This window comes from Woronichinia naegeliana WA131 (assembly GCA_025370055.1).
Classification (GTDB): domain Bacteria; phylum Cyanobacteriota; class Cyanobacteriia; order Cyanobacteriales; family Microcystaceae; genus Woronichinia; species Woronichinia naegeliana.
In genome coordinates this window covers 4,971,438-4,987,044 of sequence record CP073041.1, presented here as the reverse complement: position 1 = coordinate 4,987,044, position 15,607 = coordinate 4,971,438, and the positions used below count along the sequence as shown (strand labels likewise).

Sequence of the window (15,607 nt, the reverse complement as noted above, 5' to 3'; positions counted from 1 at the left end):
GTTCACGCGGGGGAGTATGTCAAAATACTTATTGCTTCGGGAAAGGGGCCGGATTAACGGCGATCGCCTGGGAAGTTTGTTGTCGTTTAATTTCCAGTTCCAAAGGATTGCCGATTTTACTGCCTTCAACCTGTTCCTGAACATCTGCTGCCGTCACCACCCGATTTTTTCCCACTGAGACAATAATATCTCCCGCCTTTAAACCTGCTTGTGCAGCTGGAGAATTCTTGGCCACTTCAATAATTAATACGCCGTTATCCTGAGTCAACTTAAAGGGTAAATTTTCTTGCTGATCAAGTTCCTGCTTGAGATCGGGGGTTAGCGTCACCATGTGAATCCCCAGATAGGGATGCTCGATTTTTCCCTGACTAAATAACTGTTCCGCCACCCGTTCCGCCGTTTGAATGGGAATCGCAAATCCTAAACCTTGACCATCGGCTCGAATTGCTGTATTAATACCAATTACTTCACCTTTGGCATTGAGCAACGGGCCGCCCGAATTGCCAGGATTAATCGCCGCATCGGTTTGAATAAATCTTACTCGTTTGTCTGGCACACCGACTTCTGAACTAGATCGACCCAAGGCACTGATAATTCCCACCGTTACAGTATTATCTAGGCCCATCGGATTACCGATCGCGATCGCCCATTCTCCTGGTAATAGCGTCTCGGATCTCCCAATCGTAACCTTGGGTAAATTAGAGGCTTCAATTTTCACCACGGCCACATCCGTTACCGAATCAACTCCAACCACTTTGCCAATATAAACCTTGCCATCTTTGAGCGTTACCTTAACTTGAGCAGAGCCTTCTACCACATGGGCATTGGTTAAAAGTTTGCCATCAGCAGAGAGAATAAAACCGGAACCTGTTCCCCGCTCTAGATGCTGTTTCGGCAGGGGCAATTCTTTGCCAAAAAAACGTTTAAAAAAGGGTTGATTGAGTGGGGTTTCATCTTCATTGGCCACTTCACGCGCTGCATCGATGCGAACTACCGCAGGTCCAACTTTCTGCGCCGCTTTAGCGATAAAGTTCACCTCATTGGGATCGGTAGCGGTTGTGGGAAAGGGCCGGGATTTCAGTGTGGCGGGTACAATGGCCGATTCTGGTAAGGTTGACGTTGTTGGCGAAAATAAGTAACGACTTCCCGCTAACCCCAGTCCTCCCCCTAAACATAACAAGAGAGAGGCCACTCCTAATTGTTGGATTGTCAAATTCATTGGCTTAAGATCTGGGGCTGGAGGTAATTTTCTCAAGTATAAAGGATGTTCCCAGGCTTTGAGGGCTGTTAACGGCCTTGCAGAGAGCGATCGCTACTTTTCAGCTGCCAAGCTTGGGCATAACGACATTACAGGAAGAAAGACTATAGCGAAAACAGAGCAATCGCAACCAGAGAGCAGGATATTGTTTTTCCAATTGCGGCTGCATTTTAGTTAACCATTGGGGAAACCAACGCGCTAAGAGTAAATTCTTAAAACTATCTAGGCTAAAATCTCCAAACACGCCTAACCAGCGAATCAGATCACTAGTGCCAGCCATTTCCCAAATCCAAAGCAATAATAGCGGGTTTTTAGTTGCTGCTTTCAAGGCAAGACGGGTAAACATTAACCAGGTGGTTTTGTCTTTAATAAAAGTATCAGCCACCTCTGGAGGGGAATCCGCTAATAGTCCAAAAAAGGTATTGAGCATGGCATTCACTCGCTGCGGTGGTAGCACTTTTCCAGTCGGAACCATCATGCCTTTAGAAAAGAGCCAAGTAACGGCAATATTACTTTGATAGGCACGAATTTGATTAAGGTTTTCCGCCTGAAGTAAATCATGCTTTAAAGCCGTATCTAATAAGTCGGTGAGTTTGGCTAAATTCCTAACTAGAGAACCGAAACCGGTAAAGACCAGGGGCGATTGTAAAGAAGCTGCATCCCCGATCGCCAATAATCGATCAAAGGCAACGGTGCGATCGCTTTTTCCTGTGCTGAAGTGGCCGGGAATATAACCAAAAGTTGGTTTCTTCCAAGTTAATTTTTCCAGATCGCAGCGACGATATTCCGGCAAAATGGTGAAAAAATCCTCATACATTTCTAACAAAGAGCCTGGATTATCAACATGAACTTGATGATAGTGAAAGAGATAAAAGGTTAACTCCTTGCCTTTACCCGGAAACAATTCCCAAATTAATTGTCTGCCCCTGGAAATATCACCATGGGAATTCAGCACATCGCCATAATGGGCATCCCAAACGGCAGGTTCCATACCTTCAATGACTGCCCCAACCGTTGGACAGACACTATCAAAAGTATGGGTTCCATTTAACTGCCAGGCGATTGGAGAGGCCGTTCCCATCGCATCAATTAATAAACGTCCCTGAACTTGTTTGGTTGTAACTGTTGGTAAATGAATGGTCTCTAGGGTGACAGCGCGATCACCGACTTCAGCCCTGATAAATTCCGTCTCATCCCAGATCTCTCCCCCCGCAGCCCGCAACTTTTCACCACATTTCTGAAGTAACTGGGCCGAATCCAGCGCAATATTTAAGACAGTAGGGGTGTGTAAAACTTTGGCTTTGAGATTAGGCGGATTATAACTATCAAAAAACTTATTAAAACCATCTCGATATTCCCTCGCAATCAAGGATTCAAACTCTGCTGTCGTGAAGAGTTGCAGATCAATTAAGCGTTGAAATTCAGCACGAGAAATATTCCATTCCCGATTCATCCGACCAAAGGGTAAACGTTCAATTAAGAGGACGCGATAGCCCCGTTGAGCCATCACTGCTGCATGAATTGCGCCTAAAGCCCCACCAATATAAATTAAGTCGTACAAATTTTCTGAAGAGATGGCAGTTTGTTCCCCTCTAAAAATCACTGATTTCGGCTGTTGCGGATGGCGCACACTTTCACGCCAGCGTTTTTCCCACCAATAAACGCGATTGAGATCGTATTCTCCCTCTGGCATTTGCTGAAAAAAATGAACCGTTTGAGGATAGTAAGGAGCCAGGTCGGCAAAAATGGACTGCTGGCTGAGGTCAATCTCTGGCGGTGCGGGATAGGTGGGCGGAAAAGCCAAACGAATTTCCTGCTGGAGTTGTTTAACCAGACTTTGTTCCTGGGTAAAAGGGTGATCTCCCCAGCGAAAACATTTCAAATAGACGGTACGTTGTACTGACCAGATAAAAATCGAGAGTATATTGGCCTGCTTGTCCTGGAGTCTTAGCCCCCCTGCTCTCAGTTGTTTATCCCCATTTAACGGTTGCCAGGTTTGGTGAAGCCAACATTTTACTGCTTCAAGATCGGGAGTGGGGACTTCGATATAGAGGAGTTCACGCATCTCAGTAATTAGCGATAGGGCAAAAACAGAAAATCAAGATCAGGTTGGGGATCAAAATCGGTTAAACTTCCGCTACGATGTAACTTTACTCAAAAATCTCAGCCACTGGTTGCCTTGATTACGGTTGCATCCCCAGTGTTTTGACCCTCCGAGCCTAGCTAATCTTTATATGCACCATTCTATTCCCACCAGTCCTGAAGAAATTATGGCACTCCGTAGCCGTCCTGTCGATGAGGAATTAATTGCGGTGGCGATCGCCGGAGTGGTGAGATTAGCGCGTCGGCAAGGCCAGTCCTTGGATGAATTAACGGCAGAAGTGATGGCCGATGATCCGATGCTCGATGTGGTGCAAAGGGGCTGGCTGAGTAAAATGATCGCCCAGGCCTGGAAGTCCCTGCCCTAGATTTTTGCTAATTTCCGATATATGACGCAATTAACCCCCCGAATTTTGGCTCTCGATTTCGATGGTGTGATCTGTGATGGAATGTTGGAGTATTTCCAATCCACCAAACGAGCTTATCGTCATTTCTGGCCCTTAGAAAATCTTGATCAGTTAGAACCTTTTGCAGAGGATTTTTATCGTCTTCGGCCTCTGATCGAAACAGGCTGGGAAATGATTCTTTTATTAAGGGCCTTAGTTTTAGCTGTTCCTGAAGCAGAGATGCGTAATCATTGGTCAGAATGGATTAAAAAGCTATTAGCTCAAGAAAATTTAGAACCCGTTTTATTAGCAAAAACCCTTGATCAGGTCAGGGATGAATGGATCAATGAGGATTTAGATGGTTGGCTGAATTTACATCGTTTTTATCCTGGCGTGATTGAAAGATTGAAATCTCTACTCAGTTCTTCCACGTTGCTCTATGTTATTACGACAAAAGAAGGTCGATTTGTACAAAAATTACTAGCCGACCAAGGCTTAGAGCTAGACAGAGAAAATATTATTGGCAAAGAGATTAAACAGCCTAAATATCTGACCCTTCAGCAATTATTAGATAAACATAGTCTTTCTCCCCCAGAACTTTGGTTTGTGGAGGATTTACTTCCCACTTTGTTGTTAGTTAATCAACAATTAGATTTAACTGGAGTGGGTTTATTTTTAGCAGATTGGGGTTACAATACTGAAGCAGCAAGAAACTCCTTATCATCCCCCTCTTCCCAGTCTTCCTCTCCTAAAATCCATTTACTATCCTTATCTCAATTTTCTCAGGATTTTTCTCAATGGCGATGACTGCTGCTATCTTTCTCCACTATTCACCTCGATCTATATGAATAATTCCATTTCTTCACCTTTTCAACGGTTTTCTTTACTGATCCTGGGTTTTGTTTTAGTTTTAGGATTGCTCATCGGTTGGATTTTTCTACAATCCCAATCCCAATCTGACACCGGCGAATCTAACGGTTTCTTTGCGGGTTCTGTCCCTGAAAATCTAGGTCTTACCCATCAGCAACTCGCGCCTTGTCCGCCAACGCCTAACTGTGTGGTTAGCCAAAATGCCGATGCTAGTCATCAAATTGCACCGCTCCTTTATACCGGCGATCGCGACCAAGCCAGGGAAAGATTGTTAAAAGTGCTGAGTGTCGTACCTCGAACCAGCATTTTGGTGAGTAATCAAGACTATATTCGTGCGGAATCTCGAAGTCGCATTTTCGGGTTTGTCGATGATCTGGAATTTTATTTGCCCGTTAATCAATCTCAAATTGAAGTCCGCTCTAGCTCGCGCTTGGGAGAATCTGATCTAGGAGTTAACCGCCGCCGTTTAGAACAAATTCGTCTAGCCATGCAAGATTTAGAGCCTTAATCAAAAAATATCCGCAGGGTCGGCGGCTCGTAATTTACCGACGGCGATCGCCCCTGAAATCACACACATCACCACCGTCAGAATCAATACTTGGGTTGCTCTAGCGAGGGTCATCATAATCGGTAAACCCGTTGCTTTAGCCGTATTACTATAGAGGAAAAAAGCTAACCCTAAACTAGGAACAAAACCCACGATCGCCAACAGAATGGCCTCTTGAAAAACAACGATTAATAAATAGGTATCAGCATATCCCATGGCCTTCAGCGTGGCATATTCGGGTAAATGATCAGAGACATCGGTATAAAGAATTTGATAAACAATGACTGTACCGACGATAAAACCCATGACAGTTCCCAAACCAAAAATAAAACCAATCGTTGTTCGCTTCTGCCAATAATTACGTTCATACTCGATCAGTTCCGCCTTGGTAAAAACCTTGACATCTCCTTCCGATAACTTCTGACGAACCTCCTGATAAACCTGATTAAGATTAGCACCGGGTTCTAGTTGAATAACGCCAACATTAATTAAACCCTTTTGACGATCAGGAAAGAGACGAAAAAAGTTGAGATCACTGGTGACAATGAAACCATCAGCCCCAAAGGATGAACCCAGCGTAAATAAACCACCGACTGTAATATTACGATTAGCAACTTCTGTCGTTACCGTTTTACCGGCTAAAAAATCTTGTTTGATCGGGCCAAATTCAGCACGAGAACGTTGGTCAAAGAGGACAACATCAGGCTGTTTGGTCAGGTCTAAATTGTCTGCAATTCCTGGCAGATCTAAAACATTATGAACGGGATTAAAACCAATGACAAAAATTTGGCGAGTTGCTTTTGTATCAGGGTTTTTCCAAACACTAACGTTCATATACATGGGATTAATATTTTGTATCCCATTGATGCCCATCACCTCATATAATCGTCTGGCCGAGAAATTTTTAGGGGCAATAAAGGTATCTGTCTGGGAGCTAACCAGAAAAATATCTCCCTTCAAACTTTTCGGTAATCGCACCGCACTATCAAATAGGGCATTCTTAAAACCCAACTGCATAAACATCAAGATATCTGCAAAAGCAATGCCAGCGATCGCCACCGCCAAACGCATTCTCTCATGGGTCAGTTGATGCCAAGATAGAGGAATTTTCATTATTGAGGTTAGGGCAGAATTTTCACGAGGGCTTTCGCATAGGTTAACCCAGCCACTTTCTTGCTTGATTCAGGGGTCAGCAGGATTTTAACCTCTACCACCCTGGCATCCACATCGGCGGCCGGATCCGTATTGAGGACATCCTTTTTACCAATCTTTAAGCCCACAACCCGAACAGTTCCTCCCAATTCTCCATCAAAGCTGCCATTCTCACTTTTAATCACGGCCATCTGGCCCGGCCGCACTTTGCGAATATCGTCTTCATAGACCTCGGCCACAACCATCATTTGATCTGTTTTACCAATATCGGCAATGCCATCACTATCAATGACTTTTTCCCCTGGACGGGTATAAATTTTTAGCACCTGACCATCCGTGGGAGATTTCACTAGGGTGGTATCTAGCTCAGCTTTCGCTTCATTGAACTGAGCCAAGGCTAAATTTAATTCAGCTTCGGCTTTTTGGACATCAACTTTACGGACTTCAGATACCTTATAAAGATTGCCCTCGGCTTCCTTGGATTGGAACTCAGATTCCCTAGCTCCTAAAAAGAGAGTGGATTTATCCTTCAGCATTTGCGCTTCCTGTTCCCGAATTTTCTGCGTCAGAGTGCCTTCGGTTTTAATCAGGCGAGCCTGGGCTTCACTCAGTCTTTGATGCGCCGTCACCATGGACAAACTGCGCTGTTCCAAATCTGCTAAGGCGATCGCTCCATCTTCGGCTAAGGCCCGATAGCGTCGATAATCATTTTGGGTTTGACGTAACTCAGCCTGTAAACGATCAATAGTGGCTTGCTGTTCGATGCGTTCTCCCCGTAACTCCTGCTTTAAATTTTCCAGGGAAGCCTGGTTAACCATTTGTTTTTGGACAAATTCTGCTTTAGACCGTTCAAAGGCCGCTCCTGATCGCTCAAATTCTGCTCTTTGGGCTTGAATTTCCCCGATTTTTGCCCCCGCCGCCACAATGGCCAAATCGGCTCTCGCAACCTTGACCGCTTCCCTGGCCGTCAACAGGGCCGCCACCTTACGCTCATAGCTATCTAGCACCGCCACCACTTGACCAGCCTTAACATTGGCACCTTCTGGTACTAAAATCCGATAGATTCTAGACCCCCCCATATTTGGAGAGGGAGATAACTTAATCACTTCTCCTAGGGGTTCAACTCTACCGAGGGCAGAAACCACATCGATATCGGCACTACTTGCAGGGGAAGAACTGGATAAGGCTCCGGTCGATGCTGTCGAATTAGCGGATGATGTAGAGGTCGTTTCTGCAAGATTACTTTTCGTGGATTTAACCCCATAGACGATCGTTCCTCCTGTCACTAACAGTCCCAGAACAAGGATTGCCATAATCCAGCGTAGGCTTGAGTCCGGCAGAGCGGCTTTGGAGGATTCTATCGGTTTATCCATAGGATAGTGCTGGCTTTGATTGAACTAGATTCTGGCCTTGATTACCCGTGATTATAACGTAAAGTTTCGTAAACAGTCATTGTACCGAAAGACAGAGATAGGATGACTGTGAACTTAAACCGTATCAAATAGAACCTTTGTCATATAACGATCTGCCCATTCATTACCGAAGGCTTTCTCTAGTACCCGACGGGTCTTATCATTTTTTTGTTGCTTGATGCAATAGTTCTGTTGTCCGGCGTAATGTTCCTGTTGTTGCTCGTTAGCCAAAGGTTCGGACTGTCGGGCCTGTTGGCAGTGAATTTGCAAAAAATCCTGGACTCGTTGTAAAAACTGCTTTTCTTCTTCGGCATGATCAGGACGAATAAACAGACAATAATTCGAGAAAATATCGCCCCATTCCGGCAAATTTCGCTGCTGTTTAAACAGGTAAGGGGGTAAGTTATCTAGGCTTTGAGCGTAGCCTAGGGGAAGTTGATGTTGGCTATTGGTGGGAGATAAATCGGCGATCGCGGCACTAATCCCCGCCGGGCCGGCGACAATATCACAACCAAACATCGGTAAACCGTAGGCAGTCTTGGGAAACATAACACAGTGAAGGATATCTAGTCCCTTACCCACCTTGGCCAATTCGAGGTGCATCTTACGAAAGTGGGTAGATTGATAGCAACGGTTCTCGATCACTAACTTCTCACCTTCTAGACGACCTTCGATATAACCCAAATCTTCTGGCAGTTGGTAGGGGGTTAAGTCCAGATAGGTTTGCCAAGTGTCGAGAATGACACCTGCCAGTTGATCGATTAAAGCATGAAGCTGAGGGCGAATTGATACGGAGACAGTCTCTACCATGGCCAGAAAAATATACACTCAAAACCCAATAGTTCTACCCTATCATGCTTAGGACGATGGGAAAGGCTTTGCTCTAGGTCAAAATCGTTATTTTCAGACGCAAGCTTCACACCGTCATCAGTTATTTTCAAAATCATCAAACATCATCTCCCGTCTGGTTTCTACGGGCCAATCTTCGTTAACACCACCAATAATCATTTTGAGAACGACGACATATTCTTTACTTAACTGATTTAAAGCATTGATCAAGATATCCAACGAAATTAAATCACTCGTCCCCAGATCAAACCAACAACGTCCCCAAACCCCTTCGTATTGAAACTCAGCCATATTGTGCATGGGGGCCATCATGGCATGATCAAGATGCTCGTTATCATATTCCAGATAATTCAAATCAATGCCCGCATCCTGAACCTGTAGATTTTCAGCATTAAAGGCTCCCAATCTGCCCAAATAGAACCAGGAATTGAAAAGTTCTTCGATATATTGTTGCTCCATCGATGAGGGAACAGACTCGAATTCTAGCCAAATCCAGAGATCAAAGGGATTAAATTCTCGAAATTGAATTTCCATAAATTAGCGTTAGATAAAATAACTAGGGATGAGATAGAAAAAAATACTTTTTGTTAAAAAATCGCTTTTTGGTGGGAATTACACTATTTCTAGTCCTATTAGTTAGTACACTTTAAAATGGTTAGGCAAGAAGGGCGATCGCTTTCAGCAATTCTAAATTTGCGCTGTAGCAAGGGTTTCAGGTTTTAGTTCGCGTAATACGGGGGAAAATTCAACGGGATTAACAAGTTCATTTTACGAGTCTTCAAGCTTTTAGGCACAATAGTACACCTAGGATTGCCCCAAAAACCCCTTTTAAATGTTCTTTAAATCCCTAAAAGGCTTGCTGTGTCTAAAACTGAGAATTGCTGGATCGCTTTGCAATTATAGCATTTTTCATTAAAATGAGGTATAAAATAAATGAAATTAATAATTTAGCTAAAACTTGAAAATGAGAGCCTATTTCCTCGATTTTAGACACAAGATAGTTCAAACCTATGAGAATGAGAACATTTCTCAGGAAAAACTCGCTAAACGCTTTAATGTGGCTAAAAGCTTTGTCCAAAAACTATCTACCTGTAAATAATTCGTTGATAGATTATCCTGTGAAACGGTACGATAGGGCTTTCGAGCTCGCGTCAGATGTAATCAACGAAAATTTTACAGCAAGGAAAAATTTGTCTTCCCAATATCATAGGATGCAGTCTAAATTTCAGCTTTTATTTACACTTCTTTACATTTGTTAACATTAAATCTTCTTTGCTTTAAAAGTCATTGCAGAAGCGATCGCTATCCAAAGAAATAGGTTAGGCTCACAAATAGAATAACTATTTTTGATGACAGTATGAGTCAAAAGACCTTAGAGAATATTCGTAATGTCGCGATTGTTGGCCCCTATGGCAGTGGTAAGACAACCCTATTGGAAAGTATCCTACTCGTAACTGGAACAACCACGCGTAAAGGCAGCATCAAGGACGGTAATACGGTTAGTGATAGTTCACCGGAAGCCAAAGAACGTCAGATGAGTGTAGAAGTGAGTGCAGCAACTACCACTTATCAAGATATGCAGTTCACCTGGCTGGATTGTCCGGGTTCCATTGAATTTGCCGAGGAAACTTACAATGCGTTAGTCGGTGCAGGAGCGGCTGTCATTGTTTGCGAGGCCTCCGTTGATCGAGTGTTGACCTTGACCCCGCTATTAAAGTTTTTGGATGATTGGGAAATTCCCCACTTAGTTTTTATTAACAAAATGGATCGGACGAAAAACGATTTTGCTGATGTCCTGCAAGCCCTAAAGAGTGTTTCCAGTCGTCCCCTCGTTCCTCAGCAATATCCCATTTGCCAAGGAGAATCCCTGGTAGGTTTCATCGATCTCGTTACTGAACAAGCCTATCAATATCATGCCGGTAGTCCGGCGGATCCAATTCCCTTACCTGGCGATCTCCGAGATGAAGAACAGGTCACTCGTCAGGAAATGTTAGAAACCCTTGCGGATTTTGATGATCATCTCCTGGAAGAGTTAATGGAGGAAATTGAGCCGCCCAGGGAGGAAATTGTCCAGGATTTGAAACAGGAACTGGGTGCTGATCTGATTGTTCCCGTGTTTTTTGGGGTGGCCGAGCAGGATTACGGCGTTAGACCTTTACTAGATGCTTTAGTGAAGGAAGCTCCAGCCCCAGCCCTAACGGCAGAACGACGAGGCTTAACGCCCAGCGATCAAAATGAAACAATTGTACAAGTTCTTAAGACCTACTTTACTCAGCAAGGCGGGCGATTGTCTCTGGCTCGGATTTGGCAAGGAACTTTAACAGAAGGCATGGCCCTTAATGGTATTCGCCCAGGGGGGATTTATCGTCTTTTGGGACAGCAACAACAACCCTTACAAGTGGCTGTGGAGGGTGAAATTGTGGCCATTGGTCGGCTAGAGGGAATTCCCACCGGAGAAACGTTGAGTACAGGGAAAACACCGAAACCGCTACCGAAAGTGGAGCAATTAGAGCCAGTTTATGGGTTGGCGATCGCACCAGCCAATCGCAAAGATGAAGTTAAACTGAGTGCGGCTCTGGGAAAATTAGTGGAAGAAGATCCGTCCCTACGGTGGGAACAACAGGCTGATACGAAGGAAGTGATTCTTTGGGGTCAAGGGGAAATCCATTTACAGGTGGCGATCGCTCGGCTCAATCGTAAATATGGCCTACCCATGATCACCCAATTACCCCAAATTCCCTACAAAGAAACCATTCGTCAAAGTACCAAAATTCATGGACGTTATAAACATCAAACGGGCGGCCATGGAGCCTTTGGAGATGTTTATCTGGAAATTAAACCCGTTGAACGAGGCAGTGGCTTTGCTTTTCATGAAACCATTGTGGGCGGGGTTGTGCCAAAACAGTATATTCCAGGGGTAGAAACAGGAGTACGAGAATTTTTGGCTCAGGGGCCTTTGGGTTTTCCCGTTGTGGATATCCAGGTGACGCTGACCGATGGTTCCTATCACAATGTGGATAGTTCCGAACAGGCCTTTAAACAGGCGGTTCGTATTGCCATGACGGAAGGAATGTCCAAATGTGAGCCAATATTATTAGAACCGATTCTTTCTGTTCTGGTGTCGGCTCCCTCTGAATTTACCTCCAGGGTATTGCCCTTGATTAGTGGTCGTCGCGGTCAAATTTTAGGTTATGAACCCCGTGCTGATTGGAAAGGTTGGGATCAAATTACGGCCTATCTTCCTCAAGCAGAAATGCACAATTTTATCGTTGAACTGCGATCGCTAACTTTGGGAGTGGGAAATTTTACCTGGCAATACGAGCATTTACAGGAAGTCCCTGAAAAATTAATTGGTACTCTCTTAGCCTCTAAAAATAGTCAAAGTTGAAAGGGTAACTAAGCTGTCTTTTGCCCCCTTAAAAAGGGGCACAGCAAATCTAGAAGCCTATACCCCTAGCTGGGGACGAAAAAACTGACAATACAAAGGGGTCAACAAAGCCTACGAATTTGAAGTAACTCCTCCCACGTTAACCTTTTTTGAATAATACTGAGAGCTACAGCCGGGACTTTTCTAATAGTAAAATGGCTGCGAATAAAGTTATGAACCATCTATGACTAACTTAATACATTCATTCGCCAAGGAATATAAAAAGCGGATTTACTCAGACGATACCAGTGTCAAGGGCGGCGATCGCCGTTTTTAAAGGAGAGACAGCTAATCGTCTTCGGTTAAGATGGCCAGACAGCTACATTAGATTTTTCAGGAATTACCAGGAGGGTTATCTAGGACGTGTTCAAGAAAATGCTAATTTTCCTAGGATTATTGGGTCTCGGAAGCGGCGCGATCGCTTACTACTATTGGCAACAGGCAACGAGTTTACCGGATTGGTATCAAACCCAACAGCTTAAACCGGTTCTCAATCGTCCAGACCTTAAACCTTCTCAATCTTCAGCAACCGAGATCGCGGCAGATTCTCTGACAACCATCAAAACGAAAATTAAGGAAAATATCCAGCAGCAGGAGAAGACCAACGCTTCCAAAGGGAACGATGGACAACAGCCGGTCGAAGTCAGGTTAAGCGATCGCGAATTTACACAATTGCTGCAAACGGAAATAACCCAAAAATTTAAACTGCCGATGAGCCAAGAGAATCTTATCCAGTCCCGAATTAATCAAGGTAGCCTAGAAATGGGAGCCGTTGTTAACCCTGAGAAATTACAATCTTTGGAGCTTTCCCGTTCCCAACAAGCCTTAGTGAGTCGTGTGGTGACAACCTTTCCCCAATTTAAGAATCAGGAATTTTATTTGGGGATTTCTGGTACACCCCAACTCCAGAATGGTCAATTAATGTTGCCAACTGACAGCCGTGTTAAGGTTGGAAATCTCAGTTTTACCCTCCCAGAAATTGCTCGAAAATTAAACATTCCGGTGGCAAGATTGCAACAAAGTTTACAAATGAATGTTGACCCCTTGAACCTGAATGACATTCAATTAAAGGAGAATCAAATTATCTTGAAAGTAAATCCCGCCGCCTATGACGTGCAGTAGTGTTAGCTTACCTCCAGGAACTCTCTGGCCTCGTGTGATTGCCCAAACTCAATCTGCCTTGGAGAATGGAGCCTTACAACCCATTGCTACCGAAATTCACTCTCTGGAAGAACAGGGGGTAAATTTCTTGGTCAGGATTTTGGCTAACCTAGAACGCAAAGCTCAGGCGAAAAAACTGCAAACTACTACCAAACCGAAGGATTTTAATCCCTTTTTGCCCTATGATGCCAATTTATTTGTTGGCGATCTCTCCGCCACCCATGTCTGTTTACTCAATAAATTTAATGCCGTTGATCATCATTTATTAATCATTACCCGTGATTTTGAAGAGCAGGAAAACTTATTGAATTTAGAGGATTTTACGGCGGCGGTTTTGGCTTTGACAGAAATAGATGGCTTGGTTTTTTATAACAGTGGCAAATTGGCGGGAGCGAGTCAGCGTCATAAGCATTTACAATTAGTCCCCTTACCCTTAGTAGATACTAATATTAGTTTTCCGTTAGAAACTTGGTTTTTAGCGGCGATGTGGGCGGGAAAGTCTCTCCCTTTTCAACAGGCGATCGCCCCCTGTCCCCAAAATTGTCAATCTGAACCCGAAAACTGGGCAGCATACCTTGAAATAACCTATCTTCAATTACTCCAGCAACTTGATCTCTGGCAACCTGCAAGCCCAAAACCTAAACCCTATAACCTGTTAATGACGCGACAATGGTTAATGCTCATTCCCCGTTCCCAGGAAAGTTACAACGGCATTGAAGTCAATGCTCTGGGTTTTGTGGGGGCTTTGTTAGTCCGCAATACCAGTCAATTAGAACAGTTAAAAACTATTGGCCCTTTTACCCTATTAAAAAAAGTAGGTGTTTAGGGAGCAAGTCAGGCGATTCGGTCAGCAAAACACCTCTGGATCATTGCATCAAGAACTCAGAACATCTGACACTGAACCAGCTATAGCAGATGCGCTATGATTACCCCAGACGCTGAAACCCAAAAACCTTTGGAGACGTTTATGAGCCTTGACCCCGTTCTCGAAAATCGAGACTACACCCTAATGATCGATAAAAGCAGCAGTATGGCAACTGCCGATAAACCAGGGGGTAAAACCCGTTGGGAACTGGCTCAGGAATCTACTATTGCCCTGGCTCAAAAGTGTGAAGAAATCGACCCAGATGGTATCACTGTCTATCTTTTTTCTGGTCGCTTCAGACGTTACGATAATGTCACCTCGGATAAAGTGACTCGCATTTATGCTGAAAATGAACCGATGGGACGGACGGATCTGGCCAGTGTGCTCAAAGATGGCCTAGATAACTATTTCCAACGCAAAGCGGCTCAATCTGCTCAATCCAACGGTGAAACCTTTTTGATTATTACCGATGGGGAACCGACGGATCATAAGGCGGTCATTCGGGTAATCATTGAAGCTTCTCAAAAAATTGATCGGGACGAAGAATTGGCAATCTCGCTCATTCAAGTCGGCCATGATAAAAAAGCGACGGTTTTCCTGCGCGCGCTTGATGATCAATTACAGCAGGCCGGGGCTAAGTTTGATATTGTCGATACCATCACGATTGAAGATATGGAAGGTATGAGTCTGAGTGATGTGCTATTAAAAGCCATAACAGACTAAACAATAGATCAGAGGATCGGGGGTGAGTGATTTTCATTCACCCAATTTGTTATTAGTCGTTAGTGACCCTATTTTCTCTCGTTTGATGGCAGAATCGGGTAATCGGTATGCTACTATACTACTAAAATAAAAAGGCTTAAGCTCTCTCAAAAACAGCATTTTTTATGAGTAAAGATACTAATTGTAATCTCTGTGGTGCGGATGACTATCAGGTTCTTTTTGCAGCCGATGTTGCCCAAATCAATCAAATTGTTCAATGTAATCATTGTGGCTTGATGTATGCCAATCCTAGACAGCAGATTGATTCGGATTCTATTGAAGAATATGATCCTAACTGGGTATTAGATCATCTTCATGAACCTAGAATGCAGCAGCGAATTGATAAAGAAACGTTACAGGTCAGAGACTATACTGATACAAAGGCCTTTGTCAATAATCGTTTTCCCAATAAAGGAAATTTACTGGAGATTGGCAGTGGTTTTGGCTTTTTGCTGAATTTCTTTAAACAAGATGGTTGGCAAGTGACGGGTATTGAGCCGAATGAGGCTCTCTGTCGTTATGCGGAGTCGGAATTAAAATTATCGTCTTTGCCCCTTCCTCTTGAAAAAACAGCGATCGCCGATCAAAGTCAAGATGCCATTTTGATGATTCATGTGATTGAACATGTTGCCGATCCCTTTGCCTGTTTAGAAAAAGTTTATCAAGTGCTGAAGCCAGGAGGTATTTTTGTCTTAGAAACCCCTCGTTATGATACCTTAATGTTTAAATTATTAGGGAAACGAGAAAGAAGCTTAAGTTGTGAAGGTCATATTTAGGGCTTGCTGAAAAAAGCTGAAACCTTTACGGAGAAAAATAGT

The 15,607-nt window shown here is 43.9% G+C and carries 14 protein-coding genes; 8 read left to right on the top strand and 6 right to left on the bottom strand.

The features are described 5' to 3' along the window. Positions 1-28: 28 nt before the first annotated feature. Together KA717_24955 and KA717_24950 are read right to left on the bottom strand one after the other, a co-directional pair. Positions 29-1,219, bottom strand: coding sequence for a trypsin-like peptidase domain-containing protein (locus tag KA717_24955; GenBank protein UXE59159.1), 1,191 nt, complete (start codon positions 1,217-1,219; stop codon positions 29-31). Positions 1,220-1,319: 100 nt separating this feature from the next. Continuing rightward, positions 1,320-3,323, bottom strand: coding sequence for a flavin-dependent dehydrogenase (locus KA717_24950; protein UXE59158.1), 2,004 nt, complete (start codon positions 3,321-3,323; stop codon positions 1,320-1,322). A gap of 169 nt (positions 3,324-3,492) precedes the next feature. On the opposite strand from KA717_24950, the gene KA717_24945 reads away from it, so the two are divergent. From KA717_24945 to KA717_24935, 3 genes are read left to right on the top strand one after another with little or no spacing between them, the layout of a single operon-like run. Continuing rightward, entirely contained in the window at positions 3,493-3,726 is a 234-nt protein-coding gene (locus KA717_24945) for a hypothetical protein (GenBank protein UXE59157.1), read from the top strand. Between the two features lie 21 nt (positions 3,727-3,747). Continuing rightward, entirely contained in the window at positions 3,748-4,551 is an 804-nt protein-coding gene (locus tag KA717_24940; GenBank protein ID UXE59156.1) for an HAD hydrolase-like protein, read from the top strand. 37 nt (positions 4,552-4,588) lie between these two features. Next, positions 4,589-5,122 carry a DUF1499 domain-containing protein gene (locus tag KA717_24935; GenBank protein UXE59155.1) on the top strand — a complete coding sequence of 178 codons (534 nt, stop codon included), beginning with the start codon at positions 4,589-4,591 and terminating at the stop codon, positions 5,120-5,122. Here KA717_24935 and devC read toward each other — a convergent pair whose 3' ends face one another. The 4 genes from devC to KA717_24915 all read right to left on the bottom strand — a co-directional run bounded on the left by devC (position 5,123) and on the right by KA717_24915 (position 9,108). Beyond that, positions 5,123-6,274, bottom strand: coding sequence for an ABC transporter permease DevC (devC, locus tag KA717_24930; GenBank protein ID UXE59154.1), 1,152 nt, complete (start codon positions 6,272-6,274; stop codon positions 5,123-5,125). It lies immediately after the preceding gene. 8 nt (positions 6,275-6,282) lie between these two features. Continuing rightward, positions 6,283-7,686, bottom strand: a complete 1,404-nt coding sequence (locus KA717_24925) for an HlyD family efflux transporter periplasmic adaptor subunit (protein ID UXE59153.1) — start codon at positions 7,684-7,686, stop codon at positions 6,283-6,285. Positions 7,687-7,800: 114 nt separating this feature from the next. Beyond that, positions 7,801-8,535, bottom strand: a complete 735-nt coding sequence (locus tag KA717_24920) for a phycocyanobilin:ferredoxin oxidoreductase (GenBank protein UXE59152.1) — start codon at positions 8,533-8,535, stop codon at positions 7,801-7,803. 117 nt (positions 8,536-8,652) lie between these two features. Beyond that, entirely contained in the window at positions 8,653-9,108 is a 456-nt protein-coding gene (locus KA717_24915) for a DUF3531 family protein (protein UXE59151.1), read from the bottom strand. Between the two features lie 823 nt (positions 9,109-9,931). On the opposite strand from KA717_24915, the gene KA717_24910 reads away from it, so the two are divergent. From KA717_24910 to KA717_24890, 5 genes are all read left to right on the top strand, one after another. After that, entirely contained in the window at positions 9,932-11,962 is a 2,031-nt protein-coding gene (locus tag KA717_24910; protein UXE59150.1) for an elongation factor G, read from the top strand. Positions 11,963-12,376: 414 nt separating this feature from the next. Continuing rightward, positions 12,377-13,123, top strand: a complete 747-nt coding sequence (locus tag KA717_24905) for a hypothetical protein (GenBank protein UXE59149.1) — start codon at positions 12,377-12,379, stop codon at positions 13,121-13,123. Then, positions 13,110-13,988 (top strand): phosphorylase, encoded by an 879-nt coding sequence (locus KA717_24900; GenBank protein ID UXE59148.1) that lies wholly within the window; start codon positions 13,110-13,112, stop codon positions 13,986-13,988. The genes KA717_24905 and KA717_24900 overlap by 14 nt, the downstream gene beginning before the upstream one ends. Before the next feature lie 141 nt (positions 13,989-14,129). Continuing rightward, positions 14,130-14,750, top strand: coding sequence for a hypothetical protein (locus KA717_24895; GenBank protein UXE64776.1), 621 nt, complete (start codon positions 14,130-14,132; stop codon positions 14,748-14,750). Positions 14,751-14,914: 164 nt separating this feature from the next. After that, the gene (locus KA717_24890) at positions 14,915-15,565 is read left to right on the top strand and encodes a class I SAM-dependent methyltransferase (GenBank protein ID UXE59147.1); all 651 of its coding nucleotides are present in this window, start codon (positions 14,915-14,917) and stop codon (positions 15,563-15,565) included. Positions 15,566-15,607: the final 42 nt, after the last annotated feature.